The sequence below is a fragment of the Pseudomonas sp. 7SR1 genome, from assembly GCF_900156465.1.
Taxonomy (GTDB): domain Bacteria; phylum Pseudomonadota; class Gammaproteobacteria; order Pseudomonadales; family Pseudomonadaceae; genus Aquipseudomonas.
On sequence record NZ_LT707064.1, the window covers coordinates 3,288,262 to 3,308,280 of the forward strand.

Genomic DNA, 20,019 nt, shown 5'->3' on the forward strand with positions numbered 1-20,019 from the left:
AGGCAGATAAACATGAAGCACATGCGCGGCACGTACATCGTGGAGTTTTCCTTCGTTGGCCTGCTGGTGTTCATCCTGCTGTTCGGCGTGGTGGAAATGGGCCGGCTGTACTTCGTCGCCCATGCACTGGACGAAGCCGCACGCCGGGGCGCGCGCCTGGCGGCGGTGTGCAACATCAGCGATCCGGTGGTGCTGCGCCGGGCCATCTTCAATGCCGCGACCGATGCCGGGACCAGCCAACTGATCAGCAGCCTGGCCACCTCGAACCTGGCGCTGACCTATCTGGACGCCAATGGCGCGGTGGTGGCGAACCCCGCCGACACGGTCAGTGCCAGTGGCTTCCGGGCCATCCGCTATGTCCGCCTGAGCGTGCAGAACTACGTTTTCAATCTGTTCATTCCCGGCTTGGGCGTGCCCATTACGTTGCCCCCGTTCCGGGCAACCTTGCCACGCGAAAGCCTTGGGCGTCATTCCGATTCCGGGGAGATCACACCATGCTGAATACCAGGGAAACTCCGCTCTCGTCCGCCACCGGCAAAGCCGGGCTGCGGCTGCTGATCAGCAGTCGCGACGCCACATCCTTGCGCGACCTGCAATGCGTCTGCCAGCGTATGCCGAGCCTGGAGGTGAGCACGCGCCTGGTGAGCAACGGCCATGTCGATCCCCTTTATGGGCTGGACCGCATGCCCGACCTGCTGCTGTTGCGGGTCAGCCATCTGTGGCGCGAGGAATTGGCCGCACTGTTGCAACGTCCGGCCCATGAGCGCCCGCCGATGCTGGTGTGTGGCTTGCTCGGCGACCAGGAAGGCATGCGCCTGGCGATGCAGGCCGGTGCACGGGATGTGTTGCCCGAGCCGTTCGCCGAGACGGAACTGGTGGCAGCCTTGAATCGGTTGGTGGCGGAGGTACGCCTGGGCAATGGCGCCGAGGGCAAGCTGGTGGCCGTTATCAGTGCCAAGGGCGGCTCCGGCGGGACCCTGGTGGCCTGCAATCTGGCCCAACAGCTCAGCATGCGGGCCGGCAACACACTGCTGCTGGACATGGACCTGCAATTCGGCAGCGTGACCCACTACCTCGATGTGGCCCAGTCCCACAGTCATCTGGAGGTGCTGCAGCAGGTCGATGACCTGGACGGTATGGCGTTGCGCGGCTTCTGCAGCCATTTCAGCCCGACCCTTCATGTCCTGGGTGGCCGGGCCGGCGAATTGTGCCTGCCCCAGGATGCCCAGCCCGAACAGCTCGATGCCTTGTTGCAACTGGCCCGTACCAGCTACGACTGGGTGGTGGTGGACCTGCCGCGGCAGATCGACCACCTCACCGGCGCGGTGCTGGAACAGGTGGACCGGGTCTACGTGGTGGTGCAGCAGAGCGTCAGTCACCTGCGCGACGCCTGCGCCCTGGTGCGGATCCTGCGCGAAGACCTGGGCATGCGCGGGGACCAGTTGCAGATCGTGGTCAACCGCTACGACAAAGCCGCCGCCATCAGCCTCAAGGATATCGGCGAGGCCTTGCGCTGCGCGAACCTGTCCAGATTACCCAATGACTTCAACCTGGTCAGCCAGAGTCAGAACACTGGCGTGCCGTTGGGGCTGCATGCGCCGAGGGCGGCTATCACCGTGGCCCTGCGCGATTTGACCGAAGACCTGGTCGGTCACCAGATGGCGGCAGACAAAGGCCTGCTCAAACGTGCCTTCAACCGTTTTTTCGGGGGATGACCCATGATCAGCGATTTCCGCAACCGCTTGCGCAAACAATCCGCCAAGCCCGGTGCCTCGATGGCGGCCCAGAACGGCGACAGCCTGCCGGACCCGACCGATGAACTGATGGCCTGGGAACAGGCTGTCCCGGATGTCATCTATGAAACCCGCAGCCAGGTCTCCCCGGTGGAAGCCGAATGGCGGGAACGGATCTACCAGCAGTTGCTCAAGGTCATGGACCTGTCCTTGCTCGACGCCCTGGAGCAGGCCGAGGCGACGCGGCAGATCCGTGATATCTGCCAGCGCCTGCTGGACGAGCATTCGGCGCCGGTGAGTTCCGCCGGTCGCCAGTTGATCATCAAGCAGATCACCGACGAGGTGCTTGGCCTGGGGCCGCTGGAACCCTTGCTGGCCGACCATAGCGTGTCCGACATCCTGGTCAATGGGCATGCCTCGGTCTATGTCGAGCGCTTCGGCAAGTTGCAACGCACTGACGTTCGCTTCCGTGACGACCAGCACCTGCTCAATATCATCGACCGCATCGTCTCCGGCCTGGGACGGCGTATCGACGAGTCGTCGCCCCTGGTGGACGCCCGGCTCAAGGACGGCTCGCGGGTCAACGCGATCATCCCGCCCCTGGCCATCGACGGTCCGAGCATGTCGATCCGGCGCTTTGCCGTGGACCTTCTCAACACCGACAGCCTGATCCAGGTGGGCAGCATGACCCCGGCCATTGCCCTGTTGCTCAAGGCCATCGTGCGCGGACGCCTGAATGTGCTGATTTCCGGCGGGACCGGCAGCGGCAAGACCACCATGCTCAACGTGCTGTCCAGCTTCATCCCGCATAACGAACGCATTGTCACCATCGAGGACTCGGCCGAACTGCAGCTGCAGCAGCCCCACGTGGTCCGTCTGGAAACCCGGCCTTCGAACATCGAGGGACGCGGCGAGGTGAGCCAGCGCGAACTGGTACGCAACAGCCTGCGGATGCGCCCGGACCGCATCGTCATCGGCGAAGTGCGCGGCGCCGAGGCGCTGGACATGCTGACGGCCATGAACACCGGCCACGATGGCTCCCTGACCACGATCCACGCCAACACCGCCCGCGATGCCCTGGGACGAATCGAGAACATGGTATCGATGACTGGCGCGACTTTTCCTATCAAGGCGATGCGTCAACAAATTGCCTCGGCCATCGATGTGGTGATCCAGCTGGAGCGTCAAGAAGACGGCAAGCGCCGCGTGGTGAGCATGCAGGAGATCAACGGCATGGAAGGAGAGATCATCACCATGACCGAAATCTTCTCTTTCGTGCGCCAGGGTATCGGCGAAAACGGCGAGGTGCTCGGGGAGTATCGACCCAGCGGCATGATCCCGGCCTTTCGCGACGTGCTGGCCAAGCGCGGCATCGAGTTGCCATTGACCATGTTCCGCCCTGAATGGATGGAGGCCCGTTCGTCATGAACAATATCCCTGCTGAGTTCATTCTGATTTTCCTGGGCATGGTGTTCATCGCGGTCTTCCTCTTGTCCCAGGGCGTGGTGGTGCCGGTGTTCGGCGAGGCCGGCAAGATGCGCAAGCGCATTCGCGGACGCTTGCACGTATTGGAAAAAGCCAATCACCTGCCCAACATGCAGACGGTGTTGCGGCAGAAATACCTGACGCGCCTGTCCCCCCTGGAAGCCAGCCTGGAGCAGTTGCCATTGATGGCCAACCTGACCCAGTTGATCGAGCAGTCCGGTCACGAATATCGCGCCTACCGGGTGATGCTGCTGGGCCTGGCCCTGGGAATGGGAGGCGGGGCCGTGGTCCTGATGATTTCGCAGGTGTGGTGGATGGCCCTGCTGGCGTTGTCGGGATTGTTCTGGTTGCCGGTACTCAAGATCATGCGCGACCGCAGCAAGCGGTTCGCCACGTTCGAGGAAGGCCTGCCGGATGCACTGGACGCCATGTGCCGGGCGTTGCGCGCCGGTCATCCGTTCAACGAAACCCTGCGCCTGGTGGCCGATGAGCACAAGGGCCCGGTCGCCCAGGAGTTCGGCATGACCTTTTCCGACATCAACTACGGTAACGACGTGCGCCGGGCCATGCTGGGCCTGCTGGAGCGCATGCCCAGCATGACCGTGATGATGCTGGTGACCTCGATCCTGATCCACCGCGAGACCGGCGGCAACCTGACCGAAGTGCTGGAACGCCTCAGCCGGCTGATCCGTGGGCGATTCCGGTTTCACCGCAAGATCCGGACCCTCTCGGCGGAAGGACGGATGTCGGCCTGGGTGCTGGTGGCGATCCCCTTCGTGCTGGCGATCGCCATCGTGCTCACCAGCCCCAGCTATATGCCGGTGCTGATCAACGACCCCATCGGCCACAAGCTGATCATCGGTGCGTTCTGCGCCATGTTGATCGGGATTTTCTGGATTCGAAAAATCATTCGGATCCAGGTTTAAGCGCCGTCCTGCCGCGAGGTATCAGTCATGGATTTTTTGCTCGGGTTGTTCAGTCGGTTTACAGGAAGCGAGGAGGTGGCACGGCTGCTGTTCATTGCCGTGATCGGTGTCAGTACGGTACTGGCGGTGGTCGCTGTGCTCTTGCTGCTGCTGGGCCTGCAGGACCCGGTGCAGAGACGCCTGGCCTTGATCAAGCGCGGCTATGGCGGCACGTCGGCGGGACAGCAGGCCCCCGGTAACCTGCAACTGCTGCTGGAGCGGGTAGGCCAGCGCTTTGCCTCGACCGACCAGGCCCAGGCATCCGCCACCCAGACCTTGCTGACCCATGCCGGTTACCGGTCCGCATCGGCGGTGCAGATGTACTGGGCCGTGCGCTTGATGCTGCCGTTGCTGCTGCTCGGTATCGCGTTGGTGTTGCTGCCGCTGATCAAGGTGTCGGTGATCGTCGGGCTGCTGATCGTGACTGTGGTGGCGGGGGTCGGCTGGTTGCTGCCGGCGATCTATGTCGGCAAGCGCAAGCAGGCGCGACAAGGCCGGTTGCGTGCGGCATTTCCGGATGCGTTGGACTTGATGGTGGTGTGTGTCGAATCGGGCCTGGCCCTGCCTACCACCATCGAACGGGTGGCGGAAGAAATGTCGGTCAGCCAGGTCGAGCTGGCCGAAGAGCTGGCCCTGGTCAATGCGCAGATCCGTGCCGGCATCACCAGCACCGAGGCGCTCAGGCAACTGGCCGTGCGCACCGGGCTGGAGGACATCCAGGGCCTGGTCAGCCTGTTGGCGCAGAGCATCCGTTTCGGCACGAGCGTGGCCGATACCCTGCGTATCTATGCCGATGAATTTCGCGACCGGCGGACCCAGGCCGCCGAGGAGATGGGGGCGAAGATCGGCACCAAGCTGATCTTTCCTTTGATCTTCTGCCTCTGGCCAAGCTTCTTCCTGGTCGCCATCGGGCCCGCCATGATTGGCGTGTTCAGGGCCTTCGGCAATATGTAGCCGCGCCTGCGAACGTTGGCTCGCGCTGACGAGAAAGCTTGCTCCCCTCCGGGCCGCCTCGCGGCCCTTGTTGTTTGCGGCGGTTGGGCCCAGGGGCACAACCGCCCTCGCCAGGGTTGTTCCAGCCTATTCTTAAGTCTCGCCTCAGTACCCTGTGACGGGATGCGTGCGCTCTTCGGGTCGCATGGAGGCCTTGGAGTCCACCTTCGTGCTGCATCAGCCGGGGTGGAGTTGTGCCGCTGTCGGGGCGCAGCCCTGCGATGCGCCACAAGGGTGTGTGATTCTGAATGTGACGAGGGCGCGTGCCCCGTTGGGTCGTCTGGCGTCCTACGCGCTGGCTTCGTGATGCATCAGCCAGCTCCGGCAAAGGAATCGAGCCTTGCCAACGGTATAAAAAAGCCCCAGGGCGGTGGGGCCTCGGGGCGATCTGTATTGTTGCCGGATTTCATTTGCTGCTGGTGATCTCTCCACCCGAGTCCTGGTCGAAGTACTCCGGGATCGGATAGTTGAAACTATTGAGCCAGCGCTGCATGGCCAGTTCGCGTTCGGTGGCCGAGGCGGTTTGCAGGTGGGTGGAGGCAACCACTCCGCGAATCTGTAGCTGCATCCAGCTCTCGGTGCCTTGTTGGGCGGCGGAAGAAGGACCGGGCTCGATTGCCCAGGCGGTGGTGCAAAGGCAGGCCATGCACACGATCGACAGTTGTTTGGTTTTCATCTCTTGAACTCCTCGCAATGCTTACTTGACCGTGCCGGATGAGACATCGGCTACCTCGGTCAGACGGTCGGCCTGTGTGATCCCCACCTTGTTGGTCATGCCCCTGATTTTTTCCGCGCGGGCCTGGGCGTCTGCCACCTGGCTGGGACTCAGCCTGGCCATGCTTGCCAGTTCGGCGGCCTGTTTCCAGTTGTCCTGGTAGATCAGCAGCGTCACCATGTTGAGCGCCGCCAGGGAATCCGACTGGCGCAGTTCCATGGCGGTCATGAACTCGAAGCGTGCTTCAGGGATCCGGCGCTGGTTCAGATAGACAACGCCCAGGTCGTTGCGGATCTTTCCTTCGGTGGGAGCCATTTTCACCGCACGTTCGAGGTGTTCGATGGCGGTGGCATTGTCGTTCCTGGCGGCGGCCAGTTGGCCGAGGCCATGTTCGCCATCGGCGGCCAGGCAGGTCCCGAGCAGGCTCTGGTACAACGGCTCCGCTTCGTTACGCCCCATCAGGCGCAGGACCCGGGCCTTGCGCAAGCGGACCTGGACCAGGTCCTCGGGCAGCCCCTCGAGGTTGGCGAGGCTGGCGTACAAGCGACCGTCATTGGCCATGTCGTCGGCCAGGTTCAGGGCCAGCTCCTGGTCGGATCCGGGCTTGACGCAACTGGTCGGGCGAGACGCCACGCCGTTACTGGCACAGCCGGCGAGCACCAGGCTGGCCGTCAACGCGATGATTGCTTTCATTGAATGTCCCCTGGTTACAGGCTCGATCCCTGGACGCCGGCACAGCAGGCGCCGGCTCATTGGGAAAGACCCGTGCGGTTGTCGAACTCGCCGTTTTCGAGAAAGTACATCCGGTAGAAATTAGGGTCGTAGTTGCGCAGCTGTTCGCCCGGCAACGTCGGCAGTTGCGCGTTGGCAGCCAGGGGTTGGACCAGGTGCGGCGTGACGATCATCAACAGTTCCCGTTCTTCGCGGTTGATGGAGTTGTCGCGAAAGAACGCGCCGAGAATCGGAACATCGCCCAATCCCGGAAACTTGTTCACCTGGGAAGCGTTGCGGGTGCTGATCAGGCCGCTGATGACGAAACTTTCGCCGTCGGCCAGGGCAATGCTGGTATCGGTACGGCGCACGGTAAGCGCCGGAACCAGCGTGCCGGCGATGTTCACGGCGTTGGTGAAATCCAGCTCACTGACTTCCGGAGCCACCTTCAAGGCAATGCGGTTTTTCCCGATGACGGTTGGCGTCAGGGTCAGGCGGATACCGAACTCCTTGTATTCGATGGAGACGTTGTCGCTGCCGGCGCTGGGCACCGGGATTGGCACCTCGCCACCGGCCAGGAAGCTCGCGCTCTGGCCACTGAGGGCTACCAGGCTCGGCCGCGCCAGGGTGTAGGCAAAGCCGCTGCCTTCCAGTGCGTTGATCATCAGCAGGGTTTGCCCGGTGGCGAATGACAGGTTGAACATGTCGTTGTTGACCGGCAGCGACGGCCGGACCACGCCACCGATGGTGGGCAAGGTCCGAGGGGAGCCGAACAGGAAGTTGCCACGGCTGCCGAAGATCGAGGTCGAGGCTTCCTTGAGCTTGGTCCGGCTGACCTCGACGAAACGGATATCGGTCTGCACCTGGGCCAGCAGCATCGGATCCTCGGTAGGCACGCTGGCCGCGCTGGTCAACGCCGCGGTGGCCCGGCCTTCGACGAAAATCATGCTTTGGCGGGGCGTTTTCGAGCATTCCGTCCAGACCATCAGGCTGGTGGCGCCCGGCGCGATGCCCGTAAGAATGAAAGCGTCGCTGCCACTGGGCTGGACGTCGGCAATTTTCGGGTCGCCCACTGCCAGCTTGGTCACGGGCGCCAGGATACGCAATTCGTCCTGGAGGCCCTGGCCAACCACGAAGGTGGCCGGCAACTTGTCCAGTTGCGCACAGCTGGCAGGTGCGGCCTGCGCCGCATCCAGGCCAAGGCCCATCCAGAACAAGCCATGGATAAGGTGTTTTATAGCGGGCACGGTACGGTAGCTCATAAGATGATCCTCGACAGACTGGCCGTCCATAGGCTTGAACGATGCCTCGGATCATTTATGGGGCCCGGGCAACCCCCTCACTCACCACGCGACTCAATGAGCCGGTACGGAATTCGCCGCTGAACGCCAGCGACGATCACCGGCCCGACTGAACGGCGGGCGGCTTTCGAAAACATCCTCAAGACCCGGAAAGCTCCGGTCGTCGAGCCAATGGCGGATATCCACAGCTCACCCGCAAGGGCGCTCTGCCTGCCATCGTTCTCGCTTCTGTTTGAAGGTAGTCGACCTATGGCAAAGCGCCACGCCTGAAATGAAAAAAACGCCTAAAAAGTGACGGTCGGCGAAATGATGGCAAAACACGTGTCAATAAAATGTCTTTTGCCCTGAGTAGCCCTTGGTCTGCATTCCTTCCAGGAATGCTCCAAGGCCTGGCGCCTGTTTCGGTTTCCCAATAAAAAGGCCCGCAGGATCAACCGTGCGGGCCTTTGGCGTGACTGGATCGAGATCAGTGCTTGCTGTCCTGGTCCGACATCGCCAGCAATTGTTTTTCCTGGTTCCAGTCGAACGGCTCGTCGTTCTGTTCGGCTTCGAAACGGCGCTCCTCCAGCGCCTGGTACAGGCTGATTTCTTCATCGGGCATGTAGTGCAGGCAGTCACCGCCGAAGTACCACAACAGGTCGCGAGGTACGAGATGGGCGACCTGTGGGTAACGTACGATCACCTGGCACAGCAGATCCTGGCCCAGGTACTGGCTTTCGATCGGGTCGATGGGCAATTGCGCACGCAACTCGTCGAAGCGCTCCAGGAACAAGGCATGGCTTTCTTCGGGAACCTGTTCGGCCTCACCCACGGCGACCAGGATGCTGCGCAAGTGGTCAAGCAGGAGAAGGTGATCGGCAACGACGTTGGACACGAGATAAGTCCTCAAGAGCAAAACGGGCGCGGGAGTATAAAGCCACCGCGCCCGTTTTTACATGGTGGAACCGGTCGGCGGGATCAGCGGACCCTGCCTTCGGCGAGTGTCAGCGCCTCCTTGTCGAAATCATCCACGTCGATGACCTTGCGTCGCGCCGCTTCGGCCTCGCGCAGGGCCTGGGCTTCGCCGGCCTGCAGCACTCCCGCTTCGAGGGCGGCGTCGATGAGGTGTTCCCCCGGGGCCGGGTTGAGCTGGCCTTGCTTGAGTGCCGTATGCAACTTGCGTTGCGTGGGATGCGCAGCGGCCAGCAGGTCGGCGGCGTGCTGCAGGGCGCCCACGGGGTCGTCGACCGATTGTGGGCGATAGCAGCCCTGCAACAACTCCTCGAGGGTCGGATCGCCCTTGGCTCGGCCGATCACCGCGGCCACTTCGGCATCCAGGCGGTCGCTCGGCCCCTTGTGGCGGCGGCCGAAGGGGAATACCACGCAGCGCAGCAGGCCACCCAGCAACCGGTTGGGGAAATTTTCCAGCAGTTCGTCCAGCGCACGCTCCGACTGACCGAGGCTTTCTTCCATGGCCCAGGTGAACAGCGGCGCCATATGGTCCGGTGAATCCAGGTCGTGGTATCGCTTGAGGGCCGCACTGGCCAGGTACAGGTGGCTGAGCACATCGCCCAGGCGTGCCGACAGGCGTTCGCGACGTTTGAGCTCGCCGCCCAGCAACATCATGCTCAGGTCGGCCAGCAGGGCGAATGCCGCTGCCTGTCGGTTGAGCGCTCGGAAATAACCCTGGCTCAAGGTGTCGCCCGGAGCTCTTTCGAAATGCCCCAGCCCCAGGTTCAGCACCAGGGTGCTGGCGGCATTGCTGACGGCGAAGCCGATGTGCTTGAGCAGCAGCCGATCGAATTCCAGCAGCGCCTGGTCCTTGTCCTCGCGAGTGGCCAGGGCCATTTCCTTGAGTACGAAAGGATGGCAGCGGATCGCCCCCTGGCCGAAGATCATCAGGTTGCGCGACAGGATGTTCGCGCCTTCCACGGTGATGAAGATCGGCGCGCCTTGCCAGCTGCGCCCCAGGTAGTTGTTCGGGCCCATGATGATGCCCTTGCCCCCATGCACGTCCATGGCGTGGCTGATGCACTCGCGGCCGCGTTCGGTCAGGTGGTACTTGAGGATCGCCGACAGCACCGAGGGTTTTTCACCCAGGTCCACCGCGTTGGCGGTGAGCATGCGCGCGGCATCCATCAGCCAGGCATTGCCACCGATTCGAGCCATGGCCTCCTGGATGCCTTCGAAGGCCGACAACGGTACGTTGAACTGCTCCCGCACCTGGGCGTACTGGCCGGTTACCAGGCTGGTGAATTTCGCCGCCCCGGTTCCCACCGCCGGCAGGGAGATCGAGCGCCCCACCGACAGGCAGTTCATCAGCATCATCCAGCCCTTGCCGAGCATGGCCTGGCCGCCGATGAGGAAGTCCAGGGGGATGAACACGTCCTTGCCCCAGTTCGGTCCGTTCATGAACGCCGCGCCGAGGGGCAGGTGACGGCGACCGATATTGACCCCGGGTGTATCGGTGGGAATCAGCGCAAGGCTGATGCCCAGGTCTTCTTCGTCGCCCAGCAGGTGGTCGGGGTCGTACGCCTTGAACGCCAGGCCGAGGAGGGTCGCCACCGGGCCGAGGGTGATGTAGCGTTTTTCCCAGTTCAGGCGCAGGCCGAGGGTTTCCTGGCCCTGCCACTCTCCCTTGCAGACGATGCCGGTGTCGGGCATCGCTCCGGCGTCGGAGCCGGCCAGTGGCCCGGTCAGGGCGAAACAGGGGATATCGTCGCCACGTGCCAGCCGTGGCAGGTAATGGTCGCGTTGTTCCTCGGTGCCGTAGTGCAGCAGCAGTTCCGCCGGACCCAGGGAGTTGGGGACCATCACGGTCGACGCCAGGTCGCCGCTGCGGGTCGCCAGTTTCATGGCCACCTGGGAGTGGGCATAGGCGGAGAAACCCTTGCCGCCGTAGACTTTGGGAATGATCAGCGCGAAGAACCCGTGCTCCTTGATGTGCGCCCAGGCTTCGGGCGGCAGGTCCATGGCCTGGCCGATCTGCCAGTCGCTGACCATGGCGCAGAGTGCTTCGGTGGGCCCGTCGAGGAAGGCCTGTTCTTCTTCGGTCAGTTGCACCTTGGGGTAGGCCAGCAGCGTGTCCCAGTCGGGCCGACCGCTGAACAGCTCGCCGTCCCACCACACCGTGCCGGCGTCGATGGCGTCACGCTCGGTCTCCGACATGGGCGGCAGGGTTTTCTGAAACCACTCGAACATCGGCGCGCTGAAGTATCTGCGGCGCAGGTCCGGCAGCAGCAGGGGGGCCGCGATGGCGGCCAGCACCACCCAGAGGATCGCCATCAGCCAGCCGGGGGCGGGGCTGAAGATGCCCATGGCCAGCAGGTAGACCGCGACGACACCCAGCACGGGTAGCGGGGCGATGCGCCGATGCGCCAGCCAGGCGATCCCGACGACCAGGACCAGTATCCACAACAACAGCATATGTAATCCTCCGTGAACCAAGGCAAGACCGACCCCCAGAGCTTAGACGGCATCGGTCAATCCGGCGGTCAGCGCGATGTGATGGGTTTCGTGGGAAATCTCGCATGCTTTACGCCAGTCTGGTTGGCAACAGCCGTGGGAAATCGTTCGCCGAAAAGGAGAGAAAACGCCATTGTTTGGCCGAAACGCCGTTATCGCTGCATCAGGGCTGTGGATAGACTCAGCGTTTCCCTGATGCCGTAGGCGTTGCGCCGGTGCAGGAGCAAGTTCTGACCCTGCCAGCGGCGTTGCAGTGCGAGAGGTTTCCCCATGCAGCAATACCTGAACCCCGGCCGCTTCATCGACAGCGATCATCCTGCGGTCATCGCGTTCGCCGAAACCCACCGCGGCACCGACCGCGATCCGACGGCGCAGGCGATCAGCCTGTATTACGCCGTGCGCGAAGCAGTGCGCTACAACCCTTATACCTTCAGCCGCGACCCGGCGACTCTGCGTGGCAGTCATGCATTGGCCCTGGGTGAAAGCTATTGCGTGCCCAAGGCAACGTTGCTGGCCGCCTGCGCCCGTCACTGTGCTGTCCCGGCCCGGATCGGCCTGGCGGATGTGCGCAATCACTTGTCCACGCCGCGCCTGCTGGAGCTGCTCAGGAGCGATGTGTTCGCCATGCACGGTTACACCGAGCTGTACCTGAACGACCGCTGGGTCAAGGCCACGCCGGCCTTCAACCAGGGTTTGTGTGAGTTGTTCGACGTCGCGCCCCTGGAGTTCGATGGTCGTCATGACAGCATCTTCCATCCGTTCAATCGCCAGGGTGCCCGGTCGATGGAATACGTCACTGACCACGGTCCTTTCCCCGACGTACCGGAAGGGTTCTTTTTCCAACACCTGGAAAAATGCTATCCGCACCTGTTCGAGGATCGGCTGGCGCCGGTGCTGGGCGACATGCAGGGCGATTTGAGTCATGGCTGATCCGGCGTATGCTGCTGCGGCACTTATTCATCGAGGATGCCGTGATGCTGAAGATCTGGGGCCGGAAAAACTCATCGAATGTCCGTAAGGCGCTGTGGTGCGCCGAGGAGTTGGGATTGGCCTTCGAGGCCATCGACGCCGGTGGCGCATTTGGCGTGGTGGACACGCCCGAATACCGCGCGAAGAATCCCAATGGCCGGGTTCCGATGCTCGAGGACGATGGTTTCGTGCTCTGGGAGTCCAACACCATCGTGCGTTACCTTATGGCCCGTCACGCATCCGGTTCGGCCTGGTACCCCACCGACCTTCAGGCTCGGGCCCAGGCTGAAAAATGGATGGACTGGACCACTTCCACCTTCGCCGATCCGTTTCGCACCGTGTTCTGGGGTGTCCTGCGCACGCCCGCCGAACAGCAGGATTGGGCTGCCATCAAGTCGGCGATCCAGGTCTGCGACGCGGTGCTGGCAGTGGCGGACCAGGCGCTGGGCGAGCAACCTTTCCTGTCGGGCGATGAAATCGGCATGGGGGACATTCCCCTGGGCAGTTTCATTTATGCCTGGTTCGAGATGCCCATCGAGCGTGCCCCATTGCCTCACCTGCAGGCCTGGTATGCGCGATTGCAGCAGCGTCCGGCTTATCGCAAGGCGGTCATGACCGCGTTGACTTAATACCTACTATCGACACGCTTGACTGTACTTGTTTGGCGACGCCAAGCACCATGGCACCTCCTGCGCCAGTGGTTGCATTGTTCGCCACTCGCCCTTATCTAGGGTTTGTGCGAAAGGTCGCGCAGGCACTTTTCGTACAAAACCTAATGTTTTTCTCTCCTCTTGGTGCGTAGATCCGATATGAGTTCCGCTCTGTCCATCCGGCAGCTAACCAAAACCTACGGCAACGGTTTCCAGGCCTTGAGTGGTATCGATCTGGACGTCGCCGAAGGTGATTTCTTCGCCTTGCTCGGCCCCAACGGCGCGGGCAAATCCACCACCATCGGCATCCTGTCCACGCTGGTGAACAAGACCAGCGGCACCGTGAGTGTCTTCGGCCATGACCTGGACCGCGAACCCGCCGCGCTCAAGCGCTCCATCGGCGTGGTCCCCCAGGAATTCAATTTCAACCAGTTCGAAAAGACCTTCGACATCGTCGTGACCCAGGCGGGTTACTACGGCATCCCGCCGAAGATCGCCAACGAGCGCGCCGAGCGCTACCTGACCCAACTGGGGTTGTGGGACAAGCGCGACGTGCCGTCCCGTTCGTTGTCCGGTGGCATGAAGCGGCGATTGATGATTGCCCGGGCCCTGGTGCACGAGCCACGCCTGTTGATCCTCGACGAACCGACCGCGGGCGTGGACATCGAGCTGCGTCGTTCGATGTGGACCTTCCTGACCGAGCTGAACCAGAAAGGCATCACCATCATTCTTACCACCCATTACCTGGAAGAGGCCGAGCAGTTGTGCCGCAACATCGGCATCATTGACCACGGCACCATCGTCGAGAACACCAGCATGCGGCAACTGCTCAGCCAACTGCATGTGGAAACCTTCCTGCTGGACCTCAAGGGCGATCTCGATAGCGCGCCGCAGTTGGTCGGTTATCCGGCCCGGCTGCTGGATCATCGCACCCTGGAAGTGCAGGTGGACAAGTCCGTCGGCATTACCGGACTGTTCACCCAGCTGGCCCTGCAGAACATCGAAGTGCAGAGCCTGCGCAACAAGACCAATCGCCTCGAGGAGCTGTTCGTGTCCCTGGTGGAAAAAAACCTGGCGAAGGTGGCGGTATGAGTTCCGAGTTCCGTCCCAATCTCATTGCCCTCAACACCATCGTTTACCGTGAGGTCCGCCGCTTCATGCGGATCTGGCCACAGACCTTGCTGCCGCCGGCCATCACCATGGTTCTGTACTTCGTGATCTTCGGCAACCTGATCGGTCGGCAGATCGGTGACATGGGTGGCTTCACGTACATGGACTACATCGTGCCCGGGCTGATCATGATGTCGGTGATCACCAACTCCTACGGCAACGTGGTGTCGAGTTTCTTCGGCAGCAAGTTCCAGCGCTCCATCGAAGAACTGATGGTCTCGCCGGTTTCGCCCCATACGATCCTGATCGGCTTTACCCTGGGCGGTGTCTTGCGCGGCCTGGCGGTGGGCTTGATCGTGACCCTGCTGTCGTTGTTCTTCACCGATCTGCAGGTGCACCACCTGGGAGTGACGATACTGGTGGTGGTGCTCACCGCGACGATCTTTTCGCTGCTGGGCTTCATCAATGCCGTGTTCGCGCGCAACTTCGATGACATCTCCATCATTCCCACGTTCGTGCTCACGCCGCTGACTTACCTGGGCGGGGTGTTCTACTCCATCTCGCTGCTGCCACCGTTCTGGCAGACCGTGTCCCTGGCCAACCCGGTGCTGCACATGGTCAACGCCTTCCGCTACGGGATCCTCGGGGTTTCGGACATCAGGATCAGCATCGCGATCACCTTCATGCTGGTGGCGACGGTGGTGCTCTATATCGGTTGCGCCCGGTTGCTGGTGAGCGGACGCGGGATGCGGACATAACGGGCTGCGCATTTACCTTGCACCACTGAAAAGGCCTCCGATCAGGGAGGCCTTTTTGCATTTCACTGCCGTCTTTTCTTGCGCTTTTTCCATTGCCGCGCCACCCACCAGCGCCAGTAGCTCATGGTCACGAAATACGCCAGGACGCCGAGCACCAGGCCAGTCACCACCGAGCCCAGCAGGAACGGTCGCCACAAAGTGGACAGCTGGTCGGTGATCCATGCCCAGGTCAGTTCATCGGGCAGGGTCCGGGCAGGAACGTCCATCAGCCACGCCCCGGTCTGGTAGGTGCAGAAAAACACCGCCGGCATGGTGATGGGATTGGTCAGCCAGACCAGGCTCACCGCAATGGGGATGTTGCCGCGGACCGTGACGGCCAGCGCGGCGGCCAGCAGCATCTGCAGGGGGATGGGGAGAAAGGCGGCGAACAGGCCGACGGCCATTGCCCGGGCCACGGAGTGGCGATTGAGGTGCCAAAGGTTGGGATCGTGCAGCAGGGCGCCGAGAAAGCGTAAGGATTTGTGTTCCCGAATGATCGCTGGGTCTGGCATGTAACGTTTGAATAGGCGCCGGGGCATAAGGCTTCTCGGTCGGTTCAAAGCAATAAAGCCGCAAGTATGTCCGGATTCTAGGAGCGGCAGATTCAGACTTTGTGACAATTGATAACGGCCACGGTGCCGCAGACCGACTATGCCTGAGTGAGGAACTCTCAAGGATGGGGTTATGCGCAGGGGAATGGTCGCGCTTGCACTGGGTCTGTCGGCCCCGGTTTTCTTGTCGGCGCTGCCGTCGCCATGGCTGATGGCGGCCATGCCGGTACTGGCTTTGATGCTGCTACCGTTTCGAGCCTACCCGCTGGGTTTTTTCCTGCTGGGGTTGGCCTGGGCCTGCCTGGGGGCGCAGTGGGCACTGGACGACCGGTTGCCCTTGGCGCTGGACGGCGAGACCCGCTGGGTCGAAGGGCGGGTCGTGGGGTTGCCGCAACAAGGTGATGGCGTGGTGCGCTTCGAGCTGGCCGATGCCCGTTCGCGGCGCACCCGGTTGCCGTCATCGATGCGCCTGGCCTGGTTTGGCGGGCCGCCGGTCAGTAGCGGCGAACGTTGGCGGTTGGCGGTGAAACTCAAGCGGCCCACGGGTCTGCTGAACCCTCATGGTTTCGACTACGACGCCTGGCTGCTGAGCCGGGGGATTGGCGCGACCGGTACGGTCAAGGACGGTCATCGCCTGGCTTCGGCCCAGGGAGCGTGGCGCGATGGGGTCCGCCAGTCGCTGGCACGGGTCGACGTCCAAGGCCGCTCGGGCGCGCTGATCGCCTTGGTCCTGGGCGATGGGGCAGGGTTGAGCCGCGATGAATGGCAGGTGCTGCAAGACACCGGCACGGTTCACTTGCTGGTGATTTCCGGGCAGCACATTGGCCTGCTCGCCGGCCTGATGTACCTGTCAGTGGCCGGGGCGGCGCGTTACGGTTTATGGCCGGCGCACCTGCCATGGCTGCCCTGGGCCTGTTTCCTGGCTTTTGTCGCGGCGTTGGGCTACGGCTTGCTCGCCGGTTTCGAAGTGCCGGTGCAAAGGGCCTGCGCGATGATCGGGCTGGTGTTGCTGTGGCGCCTGCGCTTCCGTCATCCGGACCCGTGGCGGGCGTGGCTGCTGGCGCTGGTCGGGGTGCTGGTGTTCGACCCGCTGGCAAGCCTGAGGCCTGGGTTCTGGCTGTCGTTCGCCGCAGTCGCCATACTGATTTTCATCTTCGGCGGGCGCCTGGGTCCCTGGCGCTGGTGGCAAACCTGGACCCGCCCCCAGTGGCTGGTCGCGGTGGGGCTGTGTCCGCTGCTGCTGATACTGGGTTTGCCGGTCAGCCTCAGCGGGCCGTTGGTGAACCTGGTGGCGGTGCCCTGGATCAGCCTGTTGGTGTTGCCGTCGGCATTGCTCGGAACGGCCTTGCTGCCGGTGCCATACATCGGTGAAGGATTGCTGTGGATCGCCGGTGGGCTGCTCGACCTGCTGTTCAGGGGATTGGCCCTGGTCGGCGCAATATGGCCAGCCTGGGTTCCGGTTGCGCTACCGGTGTGGGCCTGGTGCATTGCAGCGCTTGGCGCTGTCATCATATTGCTGCCGCAAGGCGTGCCGCTGCGCGTGCTGGGCTGGCCGATGCTGTTGCTGTTGGTTTTTCCGCCGCGGGACGAGGTGCCGGCGGGGCACGCCGAGATCTGGCAGCTGGATGTGGGCCAGGGGCTGGCGGTGCTGGTGCGTACCCGACGGCATAACCTTCTATATGACGCTGGGCCGCGTTTCGGCGACGCCGATGCAGGCGAGCGTGTGGTGCTGCCCACCTTGCGCAAACTGGGTGTGGGCGGGTTGGACCTGATGCTGCTCAGCCATGCCGACGCCGATCACGCCGGTGGTGCCAGGGCGGTGCACAACGGCTTGCCCACCGCCCTGGTCATCAGCGGTGATCCGGCCGCCTTACCCGCTGCACTGAAGGCCGATCCTTGCCACAGCGGTATGCAGTGGGAGTGGGACGGCGTCAGGTTTGAGCTGTGGCGATGGGCAGCGGCTCTTGAAAGCAACCAGAAGTCCTGTGTCTTGCTGGTCGAGGCCGGCGGCGAGCGGCTGCTGCTGACCGGCGACATCGATAGCCACGCCGAGCGCGCCTTGCTCGACGGCCCCTTGGCGGTCCCCATCCAGTGGCTGGCGGCGCCTCATCACGGCAGCCGCAGCTCGTCGTCGATGGCACTGCTCTCGCGTCTCACTCCTCATTCGGTCCTGATCTCGAGAGGGCGAGGCAATGCGTTCGGCCACCCTCATCCTCGAGTGATGGCCCGCTATCGACGGTTGGGCATGGCGGTCTACGACAGTGCCGAACACGGTGCCATTCGTCTGCAACTTGGAGCCTTCGCTGCGCCGACGACCCAGGCCGGGCAGCGGCGTTATTGGCGCGACCCGCCGTCCTCCGGGCCATGAATCCGCTTGGCACAGGGGCTGACGCGGGGGGAGGCGGACCTGTCTCCCGAGGCCCGATGCACGGGCTTTTGGCGGGGCGGGCCTGCACGGCCGATTCTGTATGATAAAGTGGCGCACTTTTTCCGAGGGGGCTGTCACTGTGTGGGAATTGGTCAAATCCGGCGGCTGGATGATGTTGCCGATCATTCTGAGTTCCATCGCGGCACTGGGTATCGTTGCCGAACGCCTGTGGACCCTGCGGGCCAGCCGTGTGACCCCGGAGCATCTGCTCGGGCAGGTCTGGGTCTGGATCAAGGACAAGCAACTGAACAAGGACAAGCTCAAGGAGCTGCGGGCCAGTTCACCGTTGGGGGAAATCCTGGCGGCAGGCCTGGCGAACTCCAAGCACGGTCGCGAGATCATGAAGGAGTGCATCGAGGAAGCTGCCGCCCGGGTCATCCATGAGCTGGAGCGCTACATCAATGCCCTGGGCACCATCGCCGCCATGGCTCCTCTTCTGGGGCTGCTGGGTACCGTACTGGGCATGATCGATATTTTCAGCGCCTTTACCGGTTCGGGCATGAGCACCAATGCTTCGGTGCTGGCGGGCGGGATTTCCAAAGCCCTGATCACGACGGCCGCGGGCCTGATGGTGGGTATTCCGTCGGTATTCTTCCATCGATTCCTGCAACGCCGTGTCGATGAGCTGGTGGTGGGCATGGAGCAGGAAGCCATCAAGCTGGTCGAGGTGGTGCAGGGCGACCGAGACGTGGACCTGGCCGGGGGCAAGAAGTGAGATTTCGCCGTAAACCACGGGAGAACATCGAGATCAACCTCGCGTCGCTGATCGACGTGGTGTTCATCCTGCTGCTGTTCTTCGTCGTGACCACGACCTTTACCCGGGAAACCCAGCTCAAGGTCGAACTGCCGCAAGCCGTCAGCGGCTCGCCGGCCGAAGACCAGCAGGTCAAGAACCTGGAAGTCACCATCAACGCGGAGGGGGCCATTTCGGTGAACAACCAATTGCTGCCCAAGAGCGACCTGGCGACACTGATCGAGGTGTTGCAGAAGGAGTCCGGTGGTGACACCAGCCTGCCGTTGTCCATCAGCGCCGACGGCAAGACGCCTCATCAATCGGTCATCACCGCCATGGACGCTGCCGGCAAGCTCGGTTTCAGTCACCTGCGCATGACCACGGTCGAGGCGGCGCCGGCACCCTGATGGCCATGTCCGATCGATTGCTCGCCGCGTGGTACGAAGGTCACCCGGCCTTGTCGCTGTTGCGCCCGCTGGAGTGGCTCTACCGGCGCGTGGTGGTGGGCAAGCGCGAGCGCTTCCTGGCAGGCGAGGGCAACATCTACCAGCCTCCGGTACCGCTGATGGTGGTGGGTAATATCACAGTGGGTGGCACCGGCAAGACACCGATGATCCTGTGGATGATCCAGCATTGCCAGCGCAGCGGCCTGCGTGTTGGCGTGGTCAGCCGTGGCTACGGGGCCAAGCCCCCGCAACTGCCGTGGCGGGTACGGGCCGACCAGCAAGCCGGTGTTGCGGGTGACGAGCCGCTGCTGATCGTCCAGCGCACTGGCGTGCCGTTGATGATCGACCCGGATCGCAGCCGCGCGGTCCGGGCGCTGCTGGCCAGCGAACCGCTGGATCTGATCCTGTCCGACGATGGCCTGCAGCATTACCGGCTGGCCCGGGACCTTGAACTGGTATTGATCGACAACGCCCGTGGCCTGGGCAACCGGCGCTGCTTGCCTGCCGGGCCGCTGCGTGAGCCGGTCGAACGCCTGCAATCGGTCGACGCGGTGCTCTACAACGGCGCCAGCGCCGACCGCGAGGACGGTTTCGCCTTCGAACTGCAGCCCACCGCCCTGGTGAACGTGGCCAGCGGCGAACGACGCTCGCTCGACCATTTTCCGCACGGCCAGGCACTGCATGCCGTGGCCGGGATCGGCAATCCCCAGCGTTTCTTCAAGACCCTCGAAACGCTACACTGGCGTCCTATACCGCACGGGTTTGCCGACCATGCCGAATACAGTGCCCAGGCCTTGAGCTTCACACCGTCGTTGCCGGTGGTCATGACGGAAAAGGACGCGGTCAAGTGCCGTGCCTTTGCCGCTTCCGACTGGTGGTACCTGACGGTGGACGCCGCGCCGTCACCGGCCTTCGCGGCCTGGTTCGATACGCAGTTGATGCGCCTGTTGCCGGATCGTCTGTTGCCTTAAAAACCTTTATCCAGGGG

General features: G+C 63.0%; 19 protein-coding genes. 13 read left to right on the plus strand and 6 right to left on the minus strand.

Annotated features, from left to right (window positions below; all coding sequences use genetic code 11):
* Positions 1-6: 6 nt before the first annotated feature.
* Genes BW992_RS14990 through BW992_RS15010 form a run of 5 tightly spaced genes read left to right on the plus strand, consistent with a single transcriptional unit; the run spans position 7 to position 5,137 of the window.
* Positions 7-501, plus strand: coding sequence for a TadE family protein (locus BW992_RS14990; RefSeq protein WP_076407342.1), 495 nt, complete (start codon positions 7-9; stop codon positions 499-501).
* Complete coding sequence (locus BW992_RS14995; RefSeq protein ID WP_072393470.1) at positions 495-1,715, plus strand: AAA family ATPase; 1,221 nt, start codon at positions 495-497, stop codon at positions 1,713-1,715. Before BW992_RS14990 ends, BW992_RS14995 begins: the two co-directional genes overlap by 7 nt.
* Before the next feature lie 3 nt (positions 1,716-1,718).
* Complete coding sequence (locus BW992_RS15000; protein ID WP_072393467.1) at positions 1,719-3,161, plus strand: CpaF family protein; 1,443 nt, start codon at positions 1,719-1,721, stop codon at positions 3,159-3,161.
* On the plus strand, positions 3,158-4,144 hold the full coding sequence (locus BW992_RS15005; protein ID WP_072393464.1) for a type II secretion system F family protein: 987 nt from the start codon (positions 3,158-3,160) through the stop codon (positions 4,142-4,144). The genes BW992_RS15000 and BW992_RS15005 overlap by 4 nt, the downstream gene beginning before the upstream one ends.
* Before the next feature lie 27 nt (positions 4,145-4,171).
* Positions 4,172-5,137 carry a type II secretion system F family protein gene (locus tag BW992_RS15010; RefSeq protein ID WP_076406482.1) on the plus strand — a complete coding sequence of 322 codons (966 nt, stop codon included), beginning with the start codon at positions 4,172-4,174 and terminating at the stop codon, positions 5,135-5,137.
* A 445-nt stretch (positions 5,138-5,582) separates the two neighbouring features.
* On the opposite strand, the gene BW992_RS15015 is transcribed toward BW992_RS15010, so the two are convergent.
* The 5 genes from BW992_RS15015 to BW992_RS15035 form a co-directional block, all read right to left on the minus strand.
* The gene (locus BW992_RS15015) at positions 5,583-5,852 is read right to left on the minus strand and encodes a DUF3613 domain-containing protein (RefSeq protein ID WP_072393458.1); all 270 of its coding nucleotides are present in this window, start codon (positions 5,850-5,852) and stop codon (positions 5,583-5,585) included.
* 21 nt (positions 5,853-5,873) lie between these two features.
* Complete coding sequence (locus tag BW992_RS15020) at positions 5,874-6,584, minus strand: tetratricopeptide repeat protein (RefSeq protein WP_072393455.1); 711 nt, start codon at positions 6,582-6,584, stop codon at positions 5,874-5,876.
* A 56-nt stretch (positions 6,585-6,640) separates the two neighbouring features.
* Positions 6,641-7,864, minus strand: coding sequence for a type II and III secretion system protein family protein (locus BW992_RS15025; RefSeq protein ID WP_072393452.1), 1,224 nt, complete (start codon positions 7,862-7,864; stop codon positions 6,641-6,643).
* 505 nt (positions 7,865-8,369) lie between these two features.
* Complete coding sequence (locus BW992_RS15030) at positions 8,370-8,777, minus strand: PA2817 family protein (protein ID WP_072393448.1); 408 nt, start codon at positions 8,775-8,777, stop codon at positions 8,370-8,372.
* 83 nt (positions 8,778-8,860) lie between these two features.
* On the minus strand, positions 8,861-11,308 hold the full coding sequence (locus BW992_RS15035; RefSeq protein WP_076406484.1) for an acyl-CoA dehydrogenase: 2,448 nt from the start codon (positions 11,306-11,308) through the stop codon (positions 8,861-8,863).
* A 309-nt stretch (positions 11,309-11,617) separates the two neighbouring features.
* Between BW992_RS15035 and BW992_RS15040 the strand changes: the two genes are divergently transcribed.
* The 4 genes from BW992_RS15040 (at position 11,618) to BW992_RS15055 (ending at position 14,834) form a co-directional block, all read left to right on the plus strand.
* Complete coding sequence (locus tag BW992_RS15040) at positions 11,618-12,277, plus strand: transglutaminase-like domain-containing protein (RefSeq protein ID WP_072431799.1); 660 nt, start codon at positions 11,618-11,620, stop codon at positions 12,275-12,277.
* 44 nt (positions 12,278-12,321) lie between these two features.
* Positions 12,322-12,945: a glutathione S-transferase family protein gene (locus BW992_RS15045; RefSeq protein ID WP_072394117.1), complete on the plus strand. Its 624-nt coding sequence runs from the start codon at positions 12,322-12,324 to the stop codon at positions 12,943-12,945.
* A gap of 180 nt (positions 12,946-13,125) precedes the next feature.
* Positions 13,126-14,058, plus strand: a complete 933-nt coding sequence (locus BW992_RS15050) for an ABC transporter ATP-binding protein (protein WP_072431800.1) — start codon at positions 13,126-13,128, stop codon at positions 14,056-14,058.
* The gene (locus BW992_RS15055) at positions 14,055-14,834 is read left to right on the plus strand and encodes an ABC transporter permease (protein WP_053150099.1); all 780 of its coding nucleotides are present in this window, start codon (positions 14,055-14,057) and stop codon (positions 14,832-14,834) included. The genes BW992_RS15050 and BW992_RS15055 overlap by 4 nt, the downstream gene beginning before the upstream one ends.
* 62 nt (positions 14,835-14,896) lie before the next feature.
* Here BW992_RS15055 and BW992_RS15060 read toward each other — a convergent pair whose 3' ends face one another.
* Entirely contained in the window at positions 14,897-15,412 is a 516-nt protein-coding gene (locus BW992_RS15060) for a DUF2062 domain-containing protein (protein ID WP_072393434.1), read from the minus strand.
* Between the two features lie 145 nt (positions 15,413-15,557).
* On the opposite strand from BW992_RS15060, the gene BW992_RS15065 reads away from it, so the two are divergent.
* From BW992_RS15065 to lpxK, 4 genes are all read left to right on the plus strand, one after another.
* On the plus strand, positions 15,558-17,792 hold the full coding sequence (locus BW992_RS15065) for a DNA internalization-related competence protein ComEC/Rec2 (RefSeq protein ID WP_076406486.1): 2,235 nt from the start codon (positions 15,558-15,560) through the stop codon (positions 17,790-17,792).
* Positions 17,793-17,931: 139 nt separating this feature from the next.
* Positions 17,932-18,567, plus strand: a complete 636-nt coding sequence (locus BW992_RS15070; protein ID WP_165887346.1) for a MotA/TolQ/ExbB proton channel family protein — start codon at positions 17,932-17,934, stop codon at positions 18,565-18,567.
* Positions 18,564-18,992, plus strand: coding sequence for an ExbD/TolR family protein (locus BW992_RS15075; RefSeq protein WP_072393427.1), 429 nt, complete (start codon positions 18,564-18,566; stop codon positions 18,990-18,992). The genes BW992_RS15070 and BW992_RS15075 overlap by 4 nt, the downstream gene beginning before the upstream one ends.
* Positions 18,992-20,002, plus strand: coding sequence for a tetraacyldisaccharide 4'-kinase (gene lpxK, locus BW992_RS15080; protein WP_072393424.1), 1,011 nt, complete (start codon positions 18,992-18,994; stop codon positions 20,000-20,002). Before BW992_RS15075 ends, lpxK begins: the two co-directional genes overlap by 1 nt.
* Positions 20,003-20,019 lie beyond the last annotated feature (17 nt).

Coding starts and splice junctions, on each gene's coding strand:
- BW992_RS15010 (WP_076406482.1), top strand. CDS start 4,172: ATGGATTTTTTGCTCGGGTTGTTCAGTCGGTTTACAGGAAGCGAGGAG.
- BW992_RS15000 (WP_072393467.1), top strand. CDS start 1,719: ATGATCAGCGATTTCCGCAACCGCTTGCGCAAACAATCCGCCAAGCCC.
- BW992_RS15015 (WP_072393458.1), bottom strand. CDS start 5,852: ATGAAAACCAAACAACTGTCGATCGTGTGCATGGCCTGCCTTTGCACC.
- BW992_RS15020 (WP_072393455.1), bottom strand. CDS start 6,584: ATGAAAGCAATCATCGCGTTGACGGCCAGCCTGGTGCTCGCCGGCTGT.
- BW992_RS15025 (WP_072393452.1), bottom strand. CDS start 7,864: ATGAGCTACCGTACCGTGCCCGCTATAAAACACCTTATCCATGGCTTG.
- BW992_RS15060 (WP_072393434.1), bottom strand. CDS start 15,412: ATGCCCCGGCGCCTATTCAAACGTTACATGCCAGACCCAGCGATCATT.
- lpxK (WP_072393424.1), top strand. CDS start 18,992: ATGGCCATGTCCGATCGATTGCTCGCCGCGTGGTACGAAGGTCACCCG.
- BW992_RS15055 (WP_053150099.1), top strand. CDS start 14,055: ATGAGTTCCGAGTTCCGTCCCAATCTCATTGCCCTCAACACCATCGTT.
- BW992_RS15050 (WP_072431800.1), top strand. CDS start 13,126: ATGAGTTCCGCTCTGTCCATCCGGCAGCTAACCAAAACCTACGGCAAC.
- BW992_RS14995 (WP_072393470.1), top strand. CDS start 495: ATGCTGAATACCAGGGAAACTCCGCTCTCGTCCGCCACCGGCAAAGCC.
- BW992_RS15040 (WP_072431799.1), top strand. CDS start 11,618: ATGCAGCAATACCTGAACCCCGGCCGCTTCATCGACAGCGATCATCCT.
- BW992_RS15035 (WP_076406484.1), bottom strand. CDS start 11,308: ATGCTGTTGTTGTGGATACTGGTCCTGGTCGTCGGGATCGCCTGGCTG.
- BW992_RS15005 (WP_072393464.1), top strand. CDS start 3,158: ATGAACAATATCCCTGCTGAGTTCATTCTGATTTTCCTGGGCATGGTG.
- BW992_RS15045 (WP_072394117.1), top strand. CDS start 12,322: ATGCTGAAGATCTGGGGCCGGAAAAACTCATCGAATGTCCGTAAGGCG.
- BW992_RS15065 (WP_076406486.1), top strand. CDS start 15,558: ATGCGCAGGGGAATGGTCGCGCTTGCACTGGGTCTGTCGGCCCCGGTT.